The sequence below is a fragment of the Marinobacter koreensis genome (assembly GCF_023156285.1).
Taxonomy (GTDB): domain Bacteria; phylum Pseudomonadota; class Gammaproteobacteria; order Pseudomonadales; family Oleiphilaceae; genus Marinobacter; species Marinobacter koreensis.
On sequence record NZ_JAKZAJ010000006.1, the window covers coordinates 71,441 to 94,041 of the forward strand.

The 22,601-nt window shown below is 57.4% G+C and carries 21 protein-coding genes and 1 tRNA gene; 6 read left to right on the plus strand and 16 right to left on the minus strand.

The window, feature by feature from the left end; genetic code table 11:
- Positions 1 to 39: 39 nt before the first annotated feature.
- Both MLD04_RS15825 and MLD04_RS15830 read left to right on the plus strand, forming a co-directional pair.
- Positions 40 to 1,800, plus strand: a complete 1,761-nt coding sequence (locus MLD04_RS15825) for an FUSC family protein (RefSeq protein WP_248160416.1) — start codon at positions 40 to 42, stop codon at positions 1,798 to 1,800.
- Between the two features lie 181 nt (positions 1,801 to 1,981).
- Positions 1,982 to 2,515 (plus strand): Crp/Fnr family transcriptional regulator, encoded by a 534-nt coding sequence (locus MLD04_RS15830; protein WP_248160417.1) that lies wholly within the window; start codon positions 1,982 to 1,984, stop codon positions 2,513 to 2,515.
- Positions 2,516 to 2,584: 69 nt separating this feature from the next.
- On the opposite strand, the gene MLD04_RS15835 is transcribed toward MLD04_RS15830, so the two are convergent.
- From MLD04_RS15835 to rpsB, 16 genes are all read right to left on the minus strand, one after another.
- Positions 2,585 to 2,661, minus strand: a tRNA-Met gene (locus MLD04_RS15835).
- A 78-nt stretch (positions 2,662 to 2,739) separates the two neighbouring features.
- Complete coding sequence (rnhB, locus tag MLD04_RS15840; RefSeq protein ID WP_248160418.1) at positions 2,740 to 3,420, minus strand: ribonuclease HII; 681 nt, start codon at positions 3,418 to 3,420, stop codon at positions 2,740 to 2,742.
- A complete protein-coding gene (gene lpxB, locus MLD04_RS15845) occupies positions 3,420 to 4,601 on the minus strand; it encodes a lipid-A-disaccharide synthase (RefSeq protein ID WP_345799626.1) in 1,182 nt (393 codons plus the stop codon). Before lpxB ends, rnhB begins: the two co-directional genes overlap by 1 nt.
- 17 nt (positions 4,602 to 4,618) lie before the next feature.
- Positions 4,619 to 5,410, minus strand: coding sequence for an acyl-ACP--UDP-N-acetylglucosamine O-acyltransferase (gene lpxA / locus MLD04_RS15850; protein WP_008937784.1), 792 nt, complete (start codon positions 5,408 to 5,410; stop codon positions 4,619 to 4,621).
- Positions 5,410 to 5,847 (minus strand): 3-hydroxyacyl-ACP dehydratase FabZ, encoded by a 438-nt coding sequence (gene fabZ / locus MLD04_RS15855; RefSeq protein WP_248160419.1) that lies wholly within the window; start codon positions 5,845 to 5,847, stop codon positions 5,410 to 5,412. The genes lpxA and fabZ overlap by 1 nt, the downstream gene beginning before the upstream one ends.
- Positions 5,848 to 5,858: 11 nt before the next feature.
- Positions 5,859 to 6,884: a UDP-3-O-(3-hydroxymyristoyl)glucosamine N-acyltransferase gene (gene lpxD / locus MLD04_RS15860; RefSeq protein WP_248160420.1), complete on the minus strand. Its 1,026-nt coding sequence runs from the start codon at positions 6,882 to 6,884 to the stop codon at positions 5,859 to 5,861.
- A gap of 47 nt (positions 6,885 to 6,931) precedes the next feature.
- Entirely contained in the window at positions 6,932 to 7,429 is a 498-nt protein-coding gene (locus MLD04_RS15865) for an OmpH/Skp family outer membrane protein (protein WP_248160421.1), read from the minus strand.
- Between the two features lie 46 nt (positions 7,430 to 7,475).
- Positions 7,476 to 9,794: an outer membrane protein assembly factor BamA gene (gene bamA, locus MLD04_RS15870; RefSeq protein WP_248160422.1), complete on the minus strand. Its 2,319-nt coding sequence runs from the start codon at positions 9,792 to 9,794 to the stop codon at positions 7,476 to 7,478.
- Positions 9,795 to 9,838: 44 nt separating this feature from the next.
- On the minus strand, positions 9,839 to 11,188 hold the full coding sequence (rseP, locus tag MLD04_RS15875; RefSeq protein ID WP_248160423.1) for an RIP metalloprotease RseP: 1,350 nt from the start codon (positions 11,186 to 11,188) through the stop codon (positions 9,839 to 9,841).
- Between the two features lie 50 nt (positions 11,189 to 11,238).
- Complete coding sequence (gene ispC / locus MLD04_RS15880; protein ID WP_248160424.1) at positions 11,239 to 12,423, minus strand: 1-deoxy-D-xylulose-5-phosphate reductoisomerase; 1,185 nt, start codon at positions 12,421 to 12,423, stop codon at positions 11,239 to 11,241.
- Positions 12,424 to 12,425: 2 nt separating this feature from the next.
- On the minus strand, positions 12,426 to 13,265 hold the full coding sequence (locus tag MLD04_RS15885) for a phosphatidate cytidylyltransferase (protein ID WP_248160425.1): 840 nt from the start codon (positions 13,263 to 13,265) through the stop codon (positions 12,426 to 12,428).
- 22 nt (positions 13,266 to 13,287) lie between these two features.
- Positions 13,288 to 14,058: a polyprenyl diphosphate synthase gene (uppS, locus tag MLD04_RS15890; RefSeq protein ID WP_248160426.1), complete on the minus strand. Its 771-nt coding sequence runs from the start codon at positions 14,056 to 14,058 to the stop codon at positions 13,288 to 13,290.
- A 67-nt stretch (positions 14,059 to 14,125) separates the two neighbouring features.
- Positions 14,126 to 14,683 carry a ribosome recycling factor gene (frr, locus tag MLD04_RS15895; protein WP_248160427.1) on the minus strand — a complete coding sequence of 186 codons (558 nt, stop codon included), beginning with the start codon at positions 14,681 to 14,683 and terminating at the stop codon, positions 14,126 to 14,128.
- A 68-nt stretch (positions 14,684 to 14,751) separates the two neighbouring features.
- Positions 14,752 to 15,480 (minus strand): UMP kinase, encoded by a 729-nt coding sequence (gene pyrH, locus MLD04_RS15900; RefSeq protein WP_008937774.1) that lies wholly within the window; start codon positions 15,478 to 15,480, stop codon positions 14,752 to 14,754.
- A gap of 179 nt (positions 15,481 to 15,659) precedes the next feature.
- Positions 15,660 to 16,529 (minus strand): translation elongation factor Ts, encoded by an 870-nt coding sequence (gene tsf / locus MLD04_RS15905; RefSeq protein ID WP_248160428.1) that lies wholly within the window; start codon positions 16,527 to 16,529, stop codon positions 15,660 to 15,662.
- 92 nt (positions 16,530 to 16,621) lie between these two features.
- Positions 16,622 to 17,374: a 30S ribosomal protein S2 gene (gene rpsB / locus MLD04_RS15910; protein ID WP_008937772.1), complete on the minus strand. Its 753-nt coding sequence runs from the start codon at positions 17,372 to 17,374 to the stop codon at positions 16,622 to 16,624.
- A gap of 246 nt (positions 17,375 to 17,620) precedes the next feature.
- Between rpsB and map the strand changes: the two genes are divergently transcribed.
- From map to MLD04_RS15930, 4 genes are read left to right on the plus strand one after another with little or no spacing between them, the layout of a single operon-like run.
- Positions 17,621 to 18,391 carry a type I methionyl aminopeptidase gene (gene map, locus MLD04_RS15915; protein ID WP_248160429.1) on the plus strand — a complete coding sequence of 257 codons (771 nt, stop codon included), beginning with the start codon at positions 17,621 to 17,623 and terminating at the stop codon, positions 18,389 to 18,391.
- 2 nt (positions 18,392 to 18,393) lie between these two features.
- Positions 18,394 to 21,039 carry a [protein-PII] uridylyltransferase gene (locus tag MLD04_RS15920; protein WP_248160430.1) on the plus strand — a complete coding sequence of 882 codons (2,646 nt, stop codon included), beginning with the start codon at positions 18,394 to 18,396 and terminating at the stop codon, positions 21,037 to 21,039.
- On the plus strand, positions 21,036 to 22,238 hold the full coding sequence (gene dapC, locus MLD04_RS15925) for a succinyldiaminopimelate transaminase (RefSeq protein WP_248160431.1): 1,203 nt from the start codon (positions 21,036 to 21,038) through the stop codon (positions 22,236 to 22,238). Before MLD04_RS15920 ends, dapC begins: the two co-directional genes overlap by 4 nt.
- Positions 22,235 to 22,582 (plus strand): ArsC family reductase, encoded by a 348-nt coding sequence (locus MLD04_RS15930; RefSeq protein ID WP_248160432.1) that lies wholly within the window; start codon positions 22,235 to 22,237, stop codon positions 22,580 to 22,582. The genes dapC and MLD04_RS15930 overlap by 4 nt, the downstream gene beginning before the upstream one ends.
- Positions 22,583 to 22,601: the final 19 nt, after the last annotated feature.

The following is a 22,601-nucleotide window of genomic DNA, read 5'->3' on the forward strand; positions in this document are numbered from 1 at the left end:
CAAATAGCGACAGAAATCATCCGCAAGAAGGGTATCTGTTTGAAGACAAAACTTTTACTTTTCGATCCAGGGCTCATCAGATTGACCTTCTCCGCGCGAGCCCTTGTTGGCCTGGTGCTCGCGGGAGTTATTTGCTGGATTCTTTCGAATCGCTTTGGACTCGGTATTTCTGGCGTCTTGTTAGGCGTTGTTGCCGCCCAGTTCACTCTCCTTTTGGCCAGACAACCTTCCAGAAACCAACGTATTGTCACCTCAATCCTGATGATTCCCGGGTATTGGCTGGGGCTTATCCTCATGTATTTCGCGTCCCGTCACTCCCTCCTCCAGGTGTTCTCGCTTCCCCTCCTGATAGGGCTGGGGTTCTGGTCTCAACAAACGCGTCCGAATCTTTCTGTCGTGATCATGGCAATGGCATGGATATGTCTGTTCGCGGTCTATTTCCATGTACAGCAAGGGCCCCTTCTCTGGCACCTGGCAGCAATCGTCATTTCTGTTTCAATCATGATGGCAGTGCGCTTCGTCCTTTGGCGAGATGACCGCCCCACTCCACGGAGTCTGATACTACGAAGCCATCAACTGATACTTATCGACGCTGCAAAACGTGCCGTTGAAAGCAACCACATTGCGGACGTTATCGGAAAAGCCCATAGATCCCTTGAACCGGTCGTACGATCGCTGGCGCATCATCCCCACTTCAATGCCAACGAACGATCTACTCTCGCCAATCAGCGTTTGGCTGTGGAAATTGAATTATTACAGTCGCCCAAGCAAGGCACCGACATCGCCAGGGCACTCCAGGACAACCCTTTCGCCAGTGAGAAGCAGCTTTCTCCGCAACTGGACCAGCTGACGAAAAACTGGGACAGCTTTCCGGAGGAACCGACCCAGTCCAGACAAAATACCCATTCACCCGCCTCCAAATCAGCCCGAAGAGCATTACAGGTCTCCACTGCAGTCGCTCTCGCGGCCTTTGTCGGATATCTCATATCACCCGAAAGATGGCCTTGGGCGGTTATCGTGGCCATGTTCATGTTCTTTGGAACAGAGAGTTCTGGGCGACTGCTGAGCAAGGGGATCCAAAATGTCGCTGGTGTAGTGCTTGGTTTGCTTCTTGGAGTTCTGCTGAGCCAGCTATTGTCGTCCTTATGGTGGTGCGAGCTTGCGGCGCTCCTGGTAATGCTTTTTTTGGCTTTCTACCTGATTCCCGTCATTTATGCACTGGGCATGGCAGCGGTAACCGCTCTGATTGCACTGGCGTTTTCACTGGGAGGGAACGATGTATCGGCACTTCTCGTAATTCGCCTGGAAGAGGTTCTTGTGGGCGCATCATTCGGTGTCGCCGCGGGACTCCTGCTGATGCCGGAGCGAGGGAGCTCAGGAATTCGGCAGGCCTCCGCAAACTTCTTGGCTGGCGTGGCAAACGCACTTGATCCGGATGCAGAAGGACCAAGCACCCACACTCTTCGAAACGACCTCGGAGAGGTATACAAGAGCGCCGAATTCGGCCCGATCGAGAGCCTGTTCGTCGATGGCAGCCGAATGCGTGCGGCTCTGATCGAATTGGCGCGCATACAGCATCTTGTCGCATTTCAACAAGAATGGTCCAAGCAGTCACCATCGCGTATTGATCCCGACCGCTTCAGACAGCTGGCTGAACAGTGTCGAACCGTTGCAGCTCATGTTCTTGATCAAAGGCAGGCGTCGCCTGACCCCATTGTCTGGCCAGCTGATAGCTCTCCTCAAGGCCGGATTCTGGCCGCCATCGGCGCATCACTCGCCGCGATTTCAAGTCTCGGTTAACCGTTTAGCGTTCAATTCCCTCACATCCAACCGTAACCTGACAACGTCTGGCTGGGGTCATTCAGGAAGCGAGTCCGCTCCGACGATTGGGATATATAGATCCCCGGATCAAAGCCACGTGCCGGCATAAGACCCCACCGAAGCTATACTAAAAAAAGAGATCCAGAAGGGTGCCCAAAGAATGCAGCAATTAGATGCTCGGGAATTCTGGCAAGCTCAAAAACCCGAGTACTTTCGTGAACTCTCAACCTTCGGCGCTATGCCGGAAGACGTTATTTTGCGTACGCTGGAAAATGGCAAAGTTATCCAATTGGATGCGGGGGAACTTCTCTACGATGCTGGCGATAGAAGCGAAGGTTTCTACATTGTGTTGACTGGTTGTGTGAACACCTGCATGCCAAGCGACGACGGGAACTGGACCTTGGCACGCATACATAAGCCCGGCGACGACATGGGATTCGTACCGATGATCGCCCTCACTAACCGCCCCGGAAGAACCATGGCCGAAACGGATGCTGTCGTTCTCGAAATCACCGCTGGCCAGTTCTTCGATCTGCATCAGCAAGAGCCGGATGCGTTTGGCTTGATGCTGCTCAACCTGGTCCGGGGGATGGCCAGAGCGGTCATCAATATGGCCACCATGCTTGAGGAACAGGATCGCGAACTGCACAAGGCCTATTCCATACGGACCGAGCACGATCGGGACAGGAAGTGAATGCGGTTTTCATCCCTGCAAATGCAAAAAAGGCAGATCAGTCAGTGGCTGATCTGCCTTTCTCTTATGTGGTAGCGGGGGCTGGATTCGAACCAACGACCTTCGGGTTATGAGCCCGACGAGCTACCAGACTGCTCCACCCCGCATCAAAACTGGTTGTCTTTCGGGGAACACCCGATCAACGTGGCGCGTATATTAAGGACTGAAGCCTGACCTGTCAATTGTTAATTTTCGAACAAATCGGTTGGAAAGCTGAGCTCTTCGGCAGCCGGCTCACGGAGCTCCCGATACATACCGACAGCCTCAAATGCCTCCTGCACGGGCCGGAAGGATCGGCGGTGCTCAGGGGTCACGCCCAGTCGATTGAGCGCTTCCATATGCACGGGCGTGGGATAGCCCTTGTGTCTGGCCAGCTCGTAGCCGGGGTATCGCTCTTCCAGCTCCTCCATTTCTCGGTCCCGGGTCACTTTGGCCAGAATAGAGGCTGCGCTGATTTCCGCCACCCGGCTGTCTCCCTTGACCACCGGCTCCGACGGCCAGCGCCAGTTCGGGCACCGATTACCATCCACCAGCACATATTCCGGCGCAACAGGAAGCCCTTCCACCGCCCGCTCCATCGCCAGCATGGTGGCCTGATAGATATTCAGTCGGTCTATCTCGTGGGCCTCGCACCGGCCTATACACCACGCTGTGGCCTTTTCCAGGATCTCGTCGTAAAGCGCCAGCCGTCTTTTTTCGGAAAGTTTTTTCGAGTCAGCCAGGCCGAGGATGGGCCGCTCAGGGTCGAGGATGACCGCGGCGGTCACGACAGCACCGATGAGAGGGCCGCGCCCCACTTCATCAACACCCGCAAGCAAGCGCCCATCGTAACGGCACTCAAATGGAGGCAAAACAGTCTTGGCCATCAGGACCTCCCCTTCAGCAGGCCGGAGATCGCTTCGGCAGCCCTTTCATCCGCGTTCTGGCGAAGCGTCTGGTGAAGTTCAGTGAAGGCTTCTTTCAGCCTCTTCCGCTCCCCGAGGTTCTCCATGCGTTCGAGCACGGCCGCCCCGAGGCTTTCGGGAGTCGCATCATCCTGCAGCAGTTCCGGCACCAATGCCTCCCGTGCCAACAGGTTTGGCAGCGCCACATGGGGCACCTTGACCAGACGGGAGACGAGCGCGTAGCTGAAATTACTGAGCCGGTAGCCGACCACCATGGGCTTTTTCAGCAGCATGGCCTCCAGAGTTGCCGTACCCGAGGCCAGCAGGACCACATCAGAGGCCGCCATCACTTCACGGGACTGTCCACGAACAATGGTCACCGGTAAGCTGACGCCGAGTGACTCCACCAGGTCTCGAACCTGCTGTTCCCGCTCCCGATTGACGCAGGGAATCACCAGCTGGATATCCGGCCGCCGTTGCTGAATCCAGCGACAGGCCTCCAGGAACAGGGTGCCAAGGCGTTCCACTTCTCCCGAACGGCTGCCCGGCAGTACCGCCAGCATGGGCGCGTCCGGACTCAGACCAAGCTTCTCCCGCGCCCTGCCGGTCTCAGGCTCCATGGGAATCCGATCTGCCAGGGGGTGGCCGACAAAGGCGACAGGCACGTTGTGCTCTTCATAGAACCGGGCTTCGAAGGGAAACAGCGTCAACATCAGATCAACGGACTTGGCAATCTTGAAGATCCGCTTCTGGCGCCAGGCCCACACCGATGGACTGACGTAATGAGCCGTGGGTATGCCGGCTTCCCGGCAGCGTCGCTCGATGGTCAGGGTAAAATCCGGCGAGTCGATACCGATCACCACGTCGGGGCGGTTGGTAAACAGATAATCCAGCAAACGTGCTCGAATGCTGAACAGTTCACGGATCCGACCAAGCACTTCCACCAGTCCCATGACGGACAACCGCTCCATCGGGACCAGCGAATGAAAACCCTCAGCGATCATTTCATCGCCTCCAATACCAACAAAGCGCGCACGAGGGTATCGACGGCGGAGCGACCGGATGAGGCCTGCACCGAGAATGTCTCCCGAGGCCTCACCGGCAATCATCGCAATGGTAAGCGGTCGTTCGCGAAGATGGTAAGGAAGGGTCTGGTCCGTCACCGGAAAGCTCCGGCCGATCAGCGGATGATGCCGCGGTCTGCTCCGCGAAGGGAGTCAATCAGCGGACGGACTTCCGGCACGTCCGGATACTGGGATTCCAGCTCTTCAACGGCCTGTTCGGTAGTCAATCCCTGGCGGTATACGGTCTTGTAGGCCCGCCGCAGAACCAGAAGGACGTCCTTGCTGAATCCACGCCGCTTGAGCCCCTCTGCATTCAACCCGTGGGGTTGTGCAGACTGACCACTGGCCATAACGTAAGCCGGAATGTCTTTCAGGACGATACTGCCGCCTGCCGCCATGCTGTGCGGACCGATATGGCAAAACTGGTGTACCATGGTTCCACCACCAAGGATGGCAAAATCCCCGACGGTGACATGCCCGGCAAGCGTGGCGCAATTGGCGAGAATGGTATTGTCGCCGACCGTGCAGTCATGAGCGACATGGACGTACGCCATGAGAAGGTTATCACTGCCGATCCGGGTCTCGCCCCGATCCTGAACGGTACCACGATGAATCGTGCAGTTTTCACGGATCACGTTGTTGTCGCCGATCACCAGTGTGGTGGGCTCGCCCGCGTACTTCTTGTCCTGACACTCTTCACCGATGCTGGAAAACTGGAATATCCGGTTGTTGCGGCCGATTACGGTTGGCCCCTTGACGACAACGTGGGAAAGAATCTCAGTCCCCTCCCCGATCTCGACACCCGGACCAATATAACTCCACGGGCCGACCGTCACGTTGTCTGCCAGCTTGGCTGATGGGTCCACAATCGCTTGAGGATGGACACCCGACCAGTCATTTGTCGCCATCAAACTTCTCTCTCAGCGGTGAGAACTTCTGCCACACAGACGACTTCACCGTCGACCAGTGCGCGGCATTCGAATTTCCAGATTCCTCGCTTGCCAGAGATCAATTCCGACTCCATACACAGACGGTCCCCTGGCAGCACGGGGCGCTTGAAACGCACCTTACTGGATCCAGCCAAGTATTGTACCACGCCGTCAGCCGGTTTCCGTTCAACGGTCACAAATCCGAGGATGCCGGAAAGCTGGGCCATTGCCTCAATGATCAGCACCCCCGGCATGATCGGATTGTTCGGAAAATGGCCCTGAAAGAAAGGTTCGTTGAACGAAATGTTCTTGTACCCCTTGATCGACTTTCCCTTTTCGACCTCGGTTACCCGATCCACCAGCAAAAACGGGTACCGATGCGGAAGGTATTCCAGAATTTCGTCAATATGCATCATGTTGGTCGGCCTCAGCCCTCAATTTTCTTTTCCAGTTCTTTGACCCGCCGCGCGAGCACATCCAGCTGGCGGAAACGCACGGCGTTCTTGCGCCATTGTCGGTTGGTATCCGCGCTGGTGCCGGAAGAGTAGACCCCCGGTTCGCGAATATCTCCGGTAACCAGAGTCATGCCTGTCAGGTGGACGCCATCGGTGATATCAAGGTGACCGGCGACACCGGAGGCCCCACCAAAAACACAGTGGTGACCAATCCGCGTGCTACCGGCAATGCCCACCATCGCAGCCATGGCACTGTGGTCGCCGATCTGTACGTTGTGTGCAATCTGGATCAGATTGTCCAGTTTGACGCCATTTCCGATGACCGTGTCGTCGAGGGCACCCCTGTCAATCGTGGCATTGGCGCCCACCTCGACATCATCTCCCAGCACCACTCTCCCCAGCTGGGCGATGCGATGCCAGACGCCCTTTTCATTGGCAAACCCAAAGCCGTCAGAGCCAATCACAGCGCCGCTCAGTATATGGCACCGCTCACCGACAACAACATCGTGGGCGAGTGTGACGCGGGGACGCAGCTGCGTTCCTGCCCCGAGACGGGTGCGGGCGCCAATAACCGATCCCGCACCGACAACCACCCCGGCGCCAATCTCGACACCGGCTTCAATCACTACCTGGGGACCAATACTGGCCGTGGCATCAATGTTGGCTGAGGGGTCCACGACCGCGGAGGGATGAATACCCGGCGCCGGCACGGGCGCCGGATCGAACCAGTGACTGAGGCGAGCATAGCCCAGGTAAGGATTATCCAGTAACAGGACATTCGTCTGAGCATCACCTGCCGTGGCAGGCGAGAGAATCACAGCCGAAGCCCTGGTATCGACCAGATATTTCCCATAGGCCGGATTGGCAAGAAAGCTGATCTGCCCGGGCCCTGCCGCCTGCAATGTGGCCAAGCCCGAAATCCGGATATCAGGATCGCCACGCAACTCTGCGCCCAGAGCCTCTGCGATCTCGCCCAACCGATAGGACTGTTCTGTCATGTTTTCCCTCCAGGGCATCAGTCAGGACTCTGAGAGCCCTGGAGCACTTAACGGTTCAGCTTGTCCAGCAGCTCGGATGTCAGGTTCATTTCCGGCTTTACATAGACGACAGCTTCACTCGGCAGGATCAGGTCAAGATCATGCTCCTTGAGCAACTCCTTCACTGCCGCATCCACGTCCGGACGCTGCGACTGGAGGAAATCCTGCTTCCGCTTGGCAACGGTGGAGTCGAGCTTCTGCTTGAGGTAGTTGAATTCCTTGACCTTGTCCTGAAACTCACCCGCCAGCTTGTTCCGCTCTGTTTCGTTCATCATGGCGCCATCTTTCTCAAGGCGATCCTTGAGTTTCTGTGCGCTTTGCTGAGCTTCCCGGACCTTCTGTTCCTCGCCGGAAAAATCCTTCTTCAGGGTTTCGCTGAACGCTTTGGCTTCGTCTGAAGAAAACAGCGCCTGGCGTAGATCAACAACACCGATGCGGGTCTCGGCAAACGCAGAGACGGACATCACCATCAGCAGGGCCGCCAGAAGGGCTTTCAATCGGAACATGGGATTTCTCCTGTATTTCATCCTTTATGTTGTTATTTCCGGGCAATCAGAAAGTCTGGCCCAGTGAGAACTGGAACAACTGGGTATCATCGCCCGGTTTATCGTTCAGCGGCTTGGCCAGACTGAACGCCAGCGGACCCACGGCCGTTATCCACTGGAAGCTGACACCGGCGGACAATCGGATATCGCCGAGTGCCGGATCGAATCCGCGATCGGTGTCAAACACCTGTCCGCCATCAATAAACACCGAGGTCCGCATGGACCGACTGTCACCAGCGAAGGGTGTGGGCGTAATCAGTTCTAGGCTACCTTCGGTCAACAGATTACCACCGAACGGATCTGGGCTAGAATAATCAAACTCGCTGTTTTCAGCCCGCAGACCAAGTGAATTCGATTTATACCCTCGCACTGACCCAAAGCCACCGGCATAAAAATGCTCATAAAACGGCATCTGACTGCGTCCGGCGTACCCGTCTCCGTAGCCGATGTCCGATCGGGCCCGGAAGATCCAGTGATGATTATCCGTAAGCGGGAAGTAAAAGTTGGTTTTATGGCTTAACTTATAGAATGTAAGATCGCTTCCGGGCACGGCCACATTCAGGGAGATAGACTGGCTGTAGCCGTCCGTTGGCAATACACCCCGGTTGAGAGTGCTGCGATTCCAGCTGCCACTCAGGAAGAAATTATCGAAAGAGTCGCCCTCCTTCGCAATAAAATCCTGGACCTGCTTGGACGTATAGAGGCCCTGTTTCAGGTTTGACCGGGTGACCCCGAAACCGAAGTTGAGTCGGGTGATGCTGTCCGTGGGATAACCGAACGTGACCTTGCCACCGTATTCATCGAGCAGGTAGGAGGAAATATCCTGTTGCTGGTAGTCCGTCTTGCGCGCGAACAGGCTGAACCCCCGACTGACGCCGTCGACGGTGTAATAAGGATCCAGATAGGATACGTTGGCGCTCTTGACTGCATTACTGACGTTCACGCCGAAAGAAACCCGCTTGCCGGAGCCGAAGAAGTTGTTCTCCGACACGTTGGCACCGAGAATCACACCGGAACTCTGGGAGAACCCGACAGACGCGGAGAGGCTGCCGGTGGGCTGCTCCTCAACCGAGTAATTGACATCCACCTGGTCGTCGGTCCCGGGTACGGGCACGGTATCCACGTTAACCGTCTTGAAGAAACCGAGCCGCTCAAGCTGGGTCTTTGAGTACTCGATACGGTCAGAGGAAGCAACGCCACCTTCCATCTGGGTCATTTCCTGGCGCAGGACATCGTCCCGGGTTGAGACGTTACCATCGAAATTGACGCGACGGACATAGGCGCGCTTGCCCGGCTCCACATAGAACGTGACAGAGGCAGTATTATCATCCCCCGGTTCCGGAACCGCATTGACGTTGGCAAACGCATAGCCTTCCTTGCCCAGCCGGAACGACAGCGCCTCAGAAATGGCGGTCATTTTGGCTCGGGAGATAACATCCCCTTTCTGGATGGGGATCAGTTTGCGCAGCTCGTCCTCACCGACAATCAGATCGCCTCGAAGTTTGACATCAGAAACGGTGTACTGCGGCCCCTCATTGATCGCGATGGCGATGAAAACCTTTTGCTTGTCCGGGGAGATGGAAACCTGGCTGGATTCAACGCTGAAATCGAGATAACCACGATCGAGGTAAAACGAACGCAGACTTTCCAGATCACCGCTCAGCTTCTCGCGGGCGTATTTGTCTGAGTTGGTGATGGAATTCCACCAGTCGGACGTCTTCAGCTCGAACAGGTTCAGCAATTGCTCTTCACTGAAATCATGATTGCCGACAATGTTGATGTGCTGGATGGCCGCCACGCTGCCTTCGTTGATCTTGAGGTTGATCGCCACCCGGTTGCGGGGCAGCTCATCGGCAGTGGCGTTGACCCGGGCGTTGTAACGGCCCTGGGCAATGTAGGAGCGCAGGATTTCAAGTTCGAGACGTTCCAGGGTCGCCCGTCGGAACACCTGCCCCTCCTGGAGGCCGGCCTTGGCAAGGGCGTCCATCAGCATGTCCGTTTCGATATTCTTGTTGCCCTCAATATCGATAGAGCTGATGGACGGCCGCTCCCGGACCGAAATGATCAGGACGCCTTCATCCCGACTGGCCTTGATATCGGTAAACAGTCCGGTTTTGAAAAGCGAGCGGATCGCATCGGCAAGCTCGGATTCGTCTACCTGCTCGCCAATATTGACTGGAAAGGCCGAAAATACGGTACCGGCGGACACCCTCTGGAGTCCTTCCACCTCAATATCCGCAACCGTGAATTCATCCGCCAGAGCTGGTTTCATGCCCATCGTGGCCACTGCGAAACCGACGGCTACACCTAGGAGAGAACGTCTCATTCAAATATTTCGCCTGATTAATGCGCGTAAGGAGCCCGCAATTCTCACAACCGCATCAGGTCGTTGTAAAGAGCGAACACCATTAAAGTAAGGATCAAAGCCATACCAATTCGTAATCCAAGCGCCTGAGCAGCCTCGGAAAGCGGCTTCCGGCGGATGGCTTCGATGGTGTAATAGACGATGTGTCCACCGTCGAGAACAGGCACGGGCAACAGGTTCAGCACCCCGAGACTAACGCTGAGATAGGCCAGGAATCCGACAAAGTCTTCGAACCCGGAACTGACACTGGCTTCCGCGGCGCGGGCAATCGTGATCGGCCCGCTGAGATTGGAGGGCGAAAGCAATCCCGTGATCATTTTCTTGATGGCCACGAGCGTTAGCCGGGTATCACCCCAGGTTTCCCCAATCGCCCGGGGAATGGCTCCCAATGGCCCGTAGCTGATATCCCGAAGCATATTGTCTGGCCAGGTGACGGATTCGACGCCCGCCCCGATGAAACCAATGACTTCGCCATTGTCCAATGTTTTCTCGGCCGGAGTCACCGAGAGGGTCTGTTCCGACCCGTTCCGGCGGATGGTAAAGGCCAGAGTCTGGCCCGGCGCATTCCGAACATGGTCCACCAGGTCCTGCCAATCGGACACATCGTTGCCATCGATGCTGACAATGCGGTCACCACTGCGCAGACCCGCCGCCTCCGCCTGCCCGCCCTGACTGATCTGGCCAAGGACCGCCGGAATGTCCGGACGCCATGGTGTAATACCAAACTCTCCCAGCGGATTCGGGGTCTCGTCGTTCAGACGCCAACCACCCAGCGCCCCATCCAGGGTACCTTCGGCACCGTTATCGGATACCGAGATGCGGATATCACCCTGCTCACCGGCTCGTTCCAGCAACCGCATGTTCACGTCGCGCCACGAGCTTACCTTGGAGCCATCAACGGCGGTGATTTCCATGCCGCGATGAAGCCCCATGCGATCGGCAATACTGCCCTGCTCCACCTCCCCAACCACGGGGGCGATCGTTGTTACGCCAACCACGGCAATCAACCAGTAGGCGAAGATCGCAAACAGGAAATTGGCGATCGGGCCCGCGGCGGCAATCGCTATGCGCTGCCCGGGCGATTTGGACGTGAACGCCTGATCCCGCAGCTCCTCGGGAACCGGGCCTTCCCGCTCATCAAGCATCTTCACATAACCGCCGAGCGGAATGGCGGCCACGGCGAATTCCGTGCCGTGACGGTCGTACCAGGAAAACAGCGGCTTGCCGAATCCAACCGAGAATCGAATCACCTTGACGCCGCAGCGCCGAGCTACCCAGAAGTGGCCATATTCATGGAGTGTCACCAGGATGCCCAGGGTCAGTGCCAGGGCCAGGATAGTCTGAAGTATGTGCATAGATTTCCCGGTTAATTACTGGAGCCAGAGGGACAATATCACCGACGGTATCAGACAGTCAGCAAGGCGATCTGTTCCCTGGCGTGGCGACGCGCCTCGGCATCCCTGGAGAAAATGGTGTCGAAGCTGTCAGCAGGCACGACCGCTGTCGCCGCCATTGTACGCTCTATGATAACGGGGATATCTGCAAAACGCAGGCGGCCCTTGAGAAACGCATCGACTGCCACCTCGTTCGCGGCATTGAGAACGGCCGGCGCTGTGCCTCCGGTTTCAAATGCTTCGGCCGCAAGGGCCAGGCAGGGGAACCGTTGGAGATCCGGCTTCTCGAAGTGAAACCGACCGATCGCAAACAGATCCAGCGGAGCAACGCCCGCATCAATCCGCTCCGGCCAGGCCAGGCCATTGGCAATGGGCGTTCTCATATCCGGACTGCCCAATTGCGCCAGCACCGAACCATCGGCGTACTCGACCATGGAATGGATGATGCTTTCCGGATGAACGTGCACTTCAATCTTTTCCGGGGTGGTATTGAACAGCCAGCAGGCTTCGATAAGCTCCAGCCCCTTGTTCATCAGCGTCGCCGAGTCGACCGAGATTTTCTGACCCATCGACCAGTTCGGGTGCTTGCAGGCTTCGGCCGGAGAAACGTCCTGCAACTGTGCCGCCGTATGCTCCCGGAAGGGTCCACCGGACGCCGTCAGGAGAATCCGGGTCACACCCGCCGCACGGGGATCCCGGATATGTTCGGGCGGTAGGCACTGGAAAATGGCGTTGTGCTCGGAGTCGATTGGCAACAACTCGGCACCAGACTCCGCTACGGCCTCCATGAACAGGCGGCCGGACATAACCAGCGCTTCCTTGTTGGCAAGCAGAACCCGCTTGCCAGCACGAACCGCCGCCAGCGTCGGAGCAAGCCCTGCTGCACCGACAATAGCGGCCATCACCGTATCGGCCTGCTCGGCGCTGGCCACTTCACAAAGCCCTGCCTCACCAGACAGCACCCGGGTTTCCGGTACATCTTCGAGCAGCCGCTCCAGCCTCTCAGCGGCATCGTGACTGGCCATAACGGCTACCGAGGGCCGGAACTCACGACAAAGCACAGCCAGTTCATCGGCCCGGGTTCCCGCCGTCAACGCATAGACGGAAAAGCGATCCGGGTGTCGCCGAACCACATCCAGGGTACTCAGACCGATGGAGCCGGTAGCGCCAAGAATTGTAAGGCAGCGTTTTGACATACTTACCAGTGTCCGGTGGTCAACCACCCGAGTTGCGTGATGATCAACGCAAACACGGGAATGGCCGCTGTCAGGCTATCGATACGATCCATGATACCGCCGTGCCCGGGCAAAAGCTGGCTGCTGTCCTTGATACCGCGGAAACGCTTCAACATGCTTTCAAGCAGATCGCCAAGCACCGAGACGAGCCCTGTCACCAGGCTGGCCAGAACCAGCAGCCCCGTTTCCTTTCCGCTGGCAGACGCCAGGTAACTGACGATGACGGCGAAGACGCCCACAGCTACCAAACCGCCCCAGACGCCAGCCCAGGATTTACCGGGACTGACCCTTGGCGCCAGTTTTTTCTTGCCAAACGCCCGTCCCGCAAAATAGGCGCCAATGTCGGCGACCCACACGACGCAGAAGACATAGAGGATTCCCCAGAGGTTATTCTCGACAGTCCCGAACTGGAATCCACCGGTCCGCAGGTGATTCAGGCCGACCCACGCCGGAACCAGCACAAATAGCCCCATCAACGCCCGAAAAGGAAGGTTGCCCCATCGCACCGACCCGGACGGGTAGTTCCGGACCAGCAGGAAACAGACAAACCACCATGCCAGGGCGAGCCAGAGTACAACCACCGCGGGAATATTCAGCAACCCGAAAAGAATGAGCGCGGTTGCCAGCGCATAGAGAATCCGCCCACCCTGGCCGACGATCCCGGCCATGTTGGCCCACTCCCAGGCTCCGATCGTGATGATGGCACCGGTAAAGACCGCGAAGCCGAGGGGGGGCAGGAAGAAGATGCCGCCGATCGCAAGTGGTGCCAGGATCAGGGCTGTAATAATACGGGTCTTGAGCACAGTCGAATTCGCTCTCGAATCATTATTGTTGTGCGGTCTGAAGCGCAATCTGGTCGTCAGTCTGGCCGAACCGGCGTTTGCGCCCGGCGTAGGCGCGGAGCGCCTTTTGCATTTCTTCGTCCTTGAAGTCAGGCCAGAACACCGGAGAAAAATAGAACTCGGTGTAAGCCAGGTGCCAAAGCAGGAAATTGCTGATCCGCTGCTCCCCGGCGGTGCGGATCATCAGGTCAGGCATGGGCAGATCGCCAATACTGAGATGCTGCTGAATCAGATCATCGGTAATGTCACCCGGCTCAAGCTGCCCCTGACGGACTTTTTCGGCGACCTGCCGTGTGGCCTGGGCGATGTCCCAGTGACCGCCATAATTGGCAGCAATAACCAGCGTCATGCGGGTATTGTCGCGGGTCAGGGTCTCGGCTTTCTCCATGCGCTCCTGCAAAGCCTCACTGAACGCGGAGCGATCTCCGATAATGCGCAGCCGGATATTGTTCCGGTGCAGCTTGCGCACCTCCCGCTCCAGCGCAAACAGGAACAGCCGCATGAGAGCCGACACTTCGTCCTTGGGACGCCGCCAGTTTTCACTCGAGAAGGCAAACAGGGTCAGTACCTCAACGCCCTCGCGGGCACAGGTCTCGACCACTGCCCGCACTGCGTTGACGCCCGCTTTGTGACCCGCCACTCCTGTCAGCCGATGGGCTTTGGCCCACCGGTTGTTTCCGTCCATGATGATGGCCACGTGCCGGGGCCGGCGATCCGCCGACACCGGAATTTCCGCGGTTACTTGTCCCGTCATGAAATCCCCTGCGCGGCCCCGGTCAATCTCCGGAGCCGACTGTCCTGCAACTGAGCAACCCGGCGGATCAGACCGCCATCAGGTCCTCTTCTTTGGATTTGAGCATCTTGTCCACTTCGGCGATGTACTTGTCGGTCAGCTTCTGGACCTCATCCTCTGCACGGCGCTCTTCGTCTTCGCTGATTTCCTTTTCCTTCAGCAGATCCTTGACCATGGAATTGGCATCACGACGGGCGTTGCGAACGGACACGCGCGCGTGTTCCGCATCGGCCTTGGCCTGTTTGACCATTTCCCGACGGGTTTCCTCGGTCAACATGGGCATCGGAACCCGAATGATGTCACCGCTGGTCGCCGGGTTCAGACCGAGGTCCGATGTCATGATGGCCTTTTCGATGGTCGGCACCAGGTTCTTTTCCCAGGGAGCCACTGCCAGAGTCCGGTTGTCTTCAACGTTGACGCTCGCTACCTGCTTGAGCGGCGTTTCCTGGCCGTAGTAGTTCACCATGACACTGTCCAGGATCGCAGGATGAGCGCGGCCGGTACGGATTTTATTGAACGCCGAATGCAGAGCCTCCAGGCTCTTTTTCATTTTCTTTTCGGCTTCCGATTTGATGTCGTTAATCACTAGAGCATTCCTCAATTCGTCAGGTCAGTCCGGGAGCCGACCGTTAACATCCGGGCCGGCTAACGAGTTCACTCGATCAGTGTACCTTCTTTTTCGCCAGTCACGATGCGGGTCAAGACGCCCGGTCGGTTCATGTCAAAAACCCGAAGCGGCATACCATGGTCACGCGCCAGGCAGATGGCGGTCAGATCCATCACGCCCAGCTTCTTGTCGAGCACTTCGTCATAAGTGAGATAATCGTATTTCTCGGCAGTGGGATCCAGGTTCGGATCGGCGGAGTAGACTCCATCCACCTTGGTTGCCTTCAGCACCGCATCAGCCTCAATCTCGATACCCCTCAGACAGGCGGCAGAATCCGTCGTGAAAAACGGATTGCCGGTACCGGCACTGAAAATCACCACATCCCCTTCTTTGAGATCGCGTACTGCACGACGACGATCATAATGCTCGACAATGCCGCTCATGGGGATGGCCGACATGACACGCGTACGGATGTTGGAGCGCTCCAGCGCGTCCCGCATCGCCAGACCGTTCATGACCGTCGCCAGCATACCCATGTGGTCGCCGGTAACACGATCCAGGCCGGCGGCATTCAGGGCGGCACCCCGGAACAGGTTACCACCACCAATCACCAGACCAACCTGAACACCGATACCGATCAGGGCGCCGATTTCCAGGGCCATACGGTCGAGAACTTTGGGATCAATACCGAAATCGTGCTCCCCCATGAGGGCTTCGCCACTGAGCTTGAGCAGAACACGTTTGTATCTGGGCTGATTTTTCGAAGATGTCGGCATGGTGATCCCCTTTTCGTCTGATGGCTATCCGCGTACACGGTTTTCAGGCTCGTATCTGACATACTCCTCGAAAAAGGGGTATCTCAGATACAAGCCCGCCACGAGAGCCGAAAGCATCCGGCTAACGTGGCAGACTCAGGTCGGTGGCAGAGACAGGACTCCGCCACCTTACGGAAGGATCAGGCCTTGCCAGTTCCGGCTGCAGCAGCAACCTCGGCAGCAAAGTCGACTTCTTCCTTCTCAATGCCCTCGCCGACTTCCAGGCGAACAAAACCAACCAGCTCACCACCGGCGGATTTGATCAGCTCGCCCACAGTCTGGTCCGGGTTCTTGACGAACGGCTGCTCAATCAGGCTGTTTTCCTTGAGGAACTTCTTGATGCGGCCGCCCATCATCTTCTCGACGATCTCGGCAGGCTTGCCTTCCATATCCGGCTGGGCCTTGATGATTTCTTTCTCTTTATCCAGCTCTTCCTGCGGCATGTCTTCCGGCTTGCCAACGCGCGGATTGACAGCAGCGGCGTGCATGGCGATGTCGCGGGCCACTTCCGGATCACCGGCGGTCAGGGCCACAACGGAGGCAATCTTGTTGTTGCTGTGGACATAGCCACCGACAACCGGACCTTCAACTTTCACGATGCGGCGAACGGTGATGTTCTCACCGATCTTCTGAACCAGCGCCTCGCGCTTCGCTTCCAGATCGCCTTCCATCAGCTTGGCAACGTCGGTCTCGCCCTTATCGAACGCAACATCCAGCACGTCGTTGGCGAACGCCATGAAGTTGTCGTCACGAGCCACGAAGTCGGTCTCGGAATTGACTTCGAGAATGTAGGCAACGGTGTTGTCGTCGGAGATCTTGATCAGCGACACGCCTTCAGCTGCGGTACGGCCAGCCTTCTTGGCGGCTTTCAGGCCGGAAGACTTGCGCAGCTCTTCGATTGCAGCGTCAACACTACCGTCAGCCTCTACCAGTGCTTTCTTGCACTCCATCATGCCAAGACCGGTACGCTCACGCAGCTCTTTGACCATTGCAGCGGTAATTGCAGCCATGTTCAATCCTCTTAACTTGTACGAATTCGGTGGGGAGGTATGCCCGCAAGACAGGCGGGCATACCTTACAACTCAAACGTGAAGCTGATGCGTCACTCGGCGGCCGGAGCGGCGCCCTCGGCATCTTCGCTGACTTCTACAAACTCGTCAGCGCCGGCGCCAGCAGACTGGGCCGCTTCAAGACAGGTGTCAGCCACAGCTTGCACGTAGATCTGGATGGCGCGGATGGCGTCATCGTTGCCCGGAATAACGTAATCAACGCCGTCCGGATCGCTGTTGGTGTCAACCACACCGATAACCGGGATGCCCAGCTTGTTGGCTTCCTTGATGGCGATACGCTCGTGGTCAACGTCGATGACGAACATGGCGTCCGGCAGGCCGCCCATATCCTTGATACCACCGATTGAACGCTCCAGGCGATCCATTTCGCGGGTACGATCCAGCGCTTCTTTCTTGGTCAGCTTGTCGAAAGTACCGTCCTGGCTCTGGGTTTCCAGGTCACGGTAGCGACGGATAGACTGACGGATCGTCTTGTAGTTGGTCAGCATACCACCCAACCAGCGGTGGTTGACGTACGGCTGGCCGGCACGCAGAGCTTCTTCTTTAATAATCTTGGCGGCGGAACGCTTGGTACCAACGAACAGAATCTTGTTCTTGTTCTCTGCCAGCTGCTGAATGAACTTCAGCGCCTCTTCCATGGCAGGAACAGTCTGCTCGAGGTTGATGATATGAATCTTGTTGCGGGCACCGAAAATGAACTTGGACATTTTCGGGTTCCAGTAACGGGTCTGGTGACCGAAGTGAGCACCTGCCTTGAGCAGGTCACGCATATTTACCTGAGCCATGATATCTACCTTTTAGCTTCGGGTTAGTCCTCCACGCATCCGATTGACCCAACCGACCCTATAAAAGGGAACAGCACCCTGGGACAACGTGTCGACACGTGTGTGAATTTGCCGGATTCGTTTCCGGCGGCGCGTTTATACCATAAACCGGCCGGGCGACGCCATTAAATTTGCGCTGAACCTTCCTTGTATGGAGCTCTCAGGGCCCTTAAAATGCCGGTTTGGCTCAAACCAACAGGAATCCCGATGCAGGTATCGATCAAGACACCGGAAGAAGTTGAAAAGATGCGAGTGGCCGGCCGCCTGGCCGCTGAAGTCCTGGAGATGATTGGCGAGCATGTACAGCCCGGCGTAACAACCGAGGAGCTTGACCGAATCTGTCACGACTACATCGTCAACGTCCAGCAAGCCATCCCGGCACCACTCAATTATAAGGGATTCCCGAAGTCCATCTGCACCTCGGTCAATCACGTGGTTTGCCACGGCATTCCGTCGGAGAAGAAGGTGCTCAAGCACGGCGACATCCTGAACATCGACGTCACCGTCATCAAGGACGAGTATCACGGAGATACCAGCAAGATGTGGGTGGTTGGCAAACCCAAGCCCGGCAGCGAGCGCCTGATCCGCATAACCCAGGAATGCCTCTACAAAGGCATCGAGATGGTCAAGCCCGGTGTTCGGCTGGGCGACATCGGCCACGTGATCCAGCAACACGCGGAAAAGCATCACTACTCTGTCGTCCGTGAATACTGCGGTCATGGTATCGGCAAGGTGTTCCACGAGGAGCCCCAGGTCATGCACTATGGCAAGCCCGGCACCGGCCTTGAGTTGAAAGAGGGCATGACGTTTACCATTGAGCCCATGATCAACCAGGGCAAGCACCAGACCAAACTGCTTGCCGACGGCTGGACTGCCGTCACCAAGGATCACAAGCTGTCCGCTCAGTGGGAACACACGATCCTGGTAACCGCTGATGGTCACGAAGTGCTGACCAGACGGTCGGAAGAGTCCTTCTGACGGTGGCCGATTCCGATCTGGAAGCCCGCATCAGCAACGACCCGTCTCCAGTTCGGGCCGCCCGGGAGCTTTTGGCGGAACGTTACAACGCTGACGCCGAGGCATTTCGTCAGGGTGCCGATGTTCGCGCCCTCGTCCACGCCCGGGCACAGACCGTTGATCGCGTTCTGGATCTCATCTGGCACCGCTATCCGTTCGCCAGTTCAGAGGACATCGCTCTGATTGCTGTCGGCGGGTACGGTCGTGGCGAACTCCACCCCCACTCCGATATCGACCTGCTTATTCTCACCCGGAACGGGATTCGTGAAGAATGGCAGGACGACCTCGGCGCATTCGTGACACTGCTCTGGGATCTGAAGCTGGACATCGGGCACAGCGTGCGGAGTATCGAAGAATGCAAGGAAGCCGCGCGCGATGACGTCACCATTCTCACCAACCTTCTTGAAACCCGGACGATTTCAGGCCCCGATAGCCTCCGACAGACCCTGAGCGAGGAGGTTTATTCCGACACCGTCAGCACCGACCGGGACTACTTCATTGCCAAGCGGGAAGAACAGCAACAGCGGCATAAAAAGTACGGCAACACCGAATACAATCTGGAGCCTAACCTGAAGGGTTCGCCGGGCGCTCTTCGGGATATCCAGACCATTGGCTGGATTACCAAGCGCCACTTCGGGCTCCAGAACATTGCCGATCTCACCCGTTTCAGCATTCTTACCGAGGAAGAACATCAGATCCTGTTCCAGGGCGAAACCTTCCTCTGGCAACTCAGGTTTGGCCTCCAGTTACTCGCCGACCGCAACGAAAACCGGCTGCTGTTCGATCATCAGCGGGCACTGGCAGAAATGCTGGGCTATCACGATGAAGGCAAGCGTCTTGGCGTCGAGCTTATGATGCAATCCTACTACCGAACCGTCCTGGCGCTCGCCGAGCTGACCGACGTTATCCTGCAATATTACGACGAAGCGATTCTCGGAACCGGCCGGGAAGATGATATCCAGCCGCTCAACAAGCGGTTCCAGATCCGGAACCGGTACATCGAGGCGGTCAACAACCAGGTATTCGCCTACGCCCCCTACGCCATCATGGAAATTTTCGTACTGATGGCACAGCACCCGGATATCAAAGGCATTCGTGCAACCACGATCCGTTCGCTGCGGGCCCATCGACACCTGATCGACGACGCCTTCCGGTCGGACCTGGCCGTCACCACGCTGTTCATGGAGCTGTTACGCACTCCCCATGCGCTCGACGTGACGCTTTCGGCCATGAAAAAGTACAACGTACTCGGTCGCTACCTGCCCGAGTTCGGACAGATCATCGGCCAGATGCAGCACGACCTGTTCCATATCTATACGGTCGATGCCCACACCATGCGGGTCATCCGCAACATGGTTCGCCTGAACGGTTCCGAAGTCCGCACGGACTACCCGCTGGCATCGCGCCTGATCCATCGCCTGCCGAAGCTGGAAACCCTGTTCATTGCCGGCCTCTACCACGACATCGCCAAGGGTCGGGGTGGCGACCATTCCGAACTGGGCGCCGTCGATGTCGAAGCTTTCTGCGCCCGGCACCATTTGAGCGAACGGGACACCCAACTGGCCTCCTGGCTGGTCGAGAACCACCTGTTGATGTCCATGACGGCCCAACGCAAGGACATCTCGGACCCCGAGATTATTCATGCGTTCGCCCATGCGATGCCGAGCCAGGCCCACCTGGATTACCTCTATATCCTGACCGTCTGTGACATCAGCGCCACCAACCCGAAACTCTGGAACACCTGGCGAGCCTCACTGCTGCGCCAGCTTTATATCGAAGCCAAGCGGGCATTGCGACGGGGCACAGAGAATCCGGTTGATCGGCGCGAGTGGGTGAATGCAACCCAGTCGGAAGCACGGGAAATCCTGCACGCACAGAACATGACAGACGAGCAGATCGACCGCGTCTGGGACACGGTGGAAGAGGATTACTTCCTTCAGGACTCCACTGTCGACATTGCCTGGCAAACCGCGGCCATAATCCGTCACGGCAATAACCCGGATCCGTTGGTCCTGATCCGCGATACCCGGGGAGGACCTACCGACGGCTACTCCCAGATCATCATCTACATGAAAGACCGGGTCGCACTGTTTGCCGCCACCACGGCCGTCCTGGAGCAACTGAACCTGAATATCGTGGACGCGCGCATCAGCTCGGGCCAGGGCCCCTATTCCATCAGCTCCTACGTGGTTCTGGACGAACAGGGACAGCCGCTCGGGGTCGATCCGGCACGGAAGGAACGAGTGCGCAAACGCCTGATCGAGGAACTCGATGATCCGGAGGATTACCCGGACATTATTCACCGGCGTACACCGCGACAGCTCAAGCACTTTGCGTTTCCAACCGAGGTCACCTTCTCCAACGATACCGGCAACCAGCGCACCGTCATGGAAGTGATCACACCGGACCGCCCCGGCCTTCTTGCCCGGATTGGCCAGGTATTGCTGGAACATCGGGTCCGGCTGACGAACGCCAAGATCGCCACGCTCGGCGAGAGGGTCGAAGACGTGTTCTTTGTCACGGACGAAGACGGTCATCCACTGAGCGATCTTGCGACCTGCCAACACCTCCAGGAAGACCTCTGCACCATGCTGGACGACATTCAATGAACCCGAACCTTGACCGTTTACACCCTTATCCATTCGAAAAACTGGCGAAACTCAAAGCGGGCATTTCTGTCCCTGAGCACCTGACACCGATATCGCTCGGCATCGGCGAGCCCAAGCACCCCTCTCCGGAATTCGTCAAGCAGGTGATCGCCGACAACCTGGACAAACTCGCAAACTATCCGACGACCAAAGGTACCGATGAACTCCGCACCACCATCGCAGACTGGGCGACCCGGCGCTTTCAACTGAAAGAAGGCACGCTCGATCCCGCACACCATATTGTCCCGGTGAACGGTACTCGCGAGGCCATTTTCGCCCTGGTTCAGGCGGTTATCGATTCCAGCAAACCCGCTGCTGTCGTGAGCCCCAACCCCTTCTATCAGATTTACGAAGGCGCATCATTTCTGGCCGGCGCCGATCCCGTTTATCTTCCCTGCGACGCCGGGAACGGCTTCATTCCGGATTTCGACCGGGTTCCGGAGTCCGTCTGGCAACAGTGCCAGATCCTGTTCCTGTGCTCTCCCGGCAATCCCAGTGGCGCGGTTATCGGACGGGATACGCTGGCCAGGGTGATTGAACTGGCGGATACCTATGACTTCCTCATTGCCTCCGACGAATGCTACTCGGAGCTGTATCCGGACGAGGGCCAGCCGCCGGAAGGCTTGCTGCAGACCTGCGCAGCACTGGGTCGTCATGACTTCAGCCGCTGTATCGTGTTTCACAGCCTGTCCAAACGCAGCAACCTGCCGGGACTGCGTTCGGGGTTTGTCGCCGGCGATGCGAAGGTACTGCAGGGCTATCTCAAATACCGCACCTACCACGGATGCGCCATGCCCATTCACAACCAGCTGGCCAGCATCGCCGCCTGGCAGGACGAGGATCACGTGCGTGAAAACCGGGCTGCCTACCGGGCAAAATTCGAGGCCGTCGTTCCGATTCTGCGAGAAGTGATGGACGTCGACTTCCCGGACGCCGGATTCTATCTGTGGCCCGAAACCCCGATGGACGACGAAACCTTCGCGCGCGAATTGTCCGCGCAACAGAATGTGCATGTCCTCCCGGGCCGATATCTGTCCCGCACCATCGAAGGCCATAATCCCGGCGAAAACCGGGTTCGCATGGCACTGGTGGCGCCGCTGGAAGAATGCGTGGAGGCGGCCAACCGTATTGTTGAATTCGTAAAGGCAAACCAGACATGAAGCTCTATGGCATCCGAAACTGCGATACCGTGAAAAAGGCCCGGAAGTGGCTGGACGAACAGGGCATTGGCTACGATTTTCACGACTTCAAGAAAGACGGGCTTGATGATGCCCTCCTGAAGCGCTGGGAGCAGGCAATTGGCTGGGAAACCCTGCTGAATCGCAGAGGAACCACCTGGCGCAAACTTCCGGAGGAGGTTCGTGATACCATTGGCGCCCAATCCGCCCATGAGCTCATGCTTGAGAATCCATCGATCATAAAGCGGCCGGTTGTTGAGCATGACGGCAATGTCAGCGTGGGATTCAATGCAGACGATTGGGCCAAACGTTACTCAAACGCCTAACTTCAAAACAGATCAGACA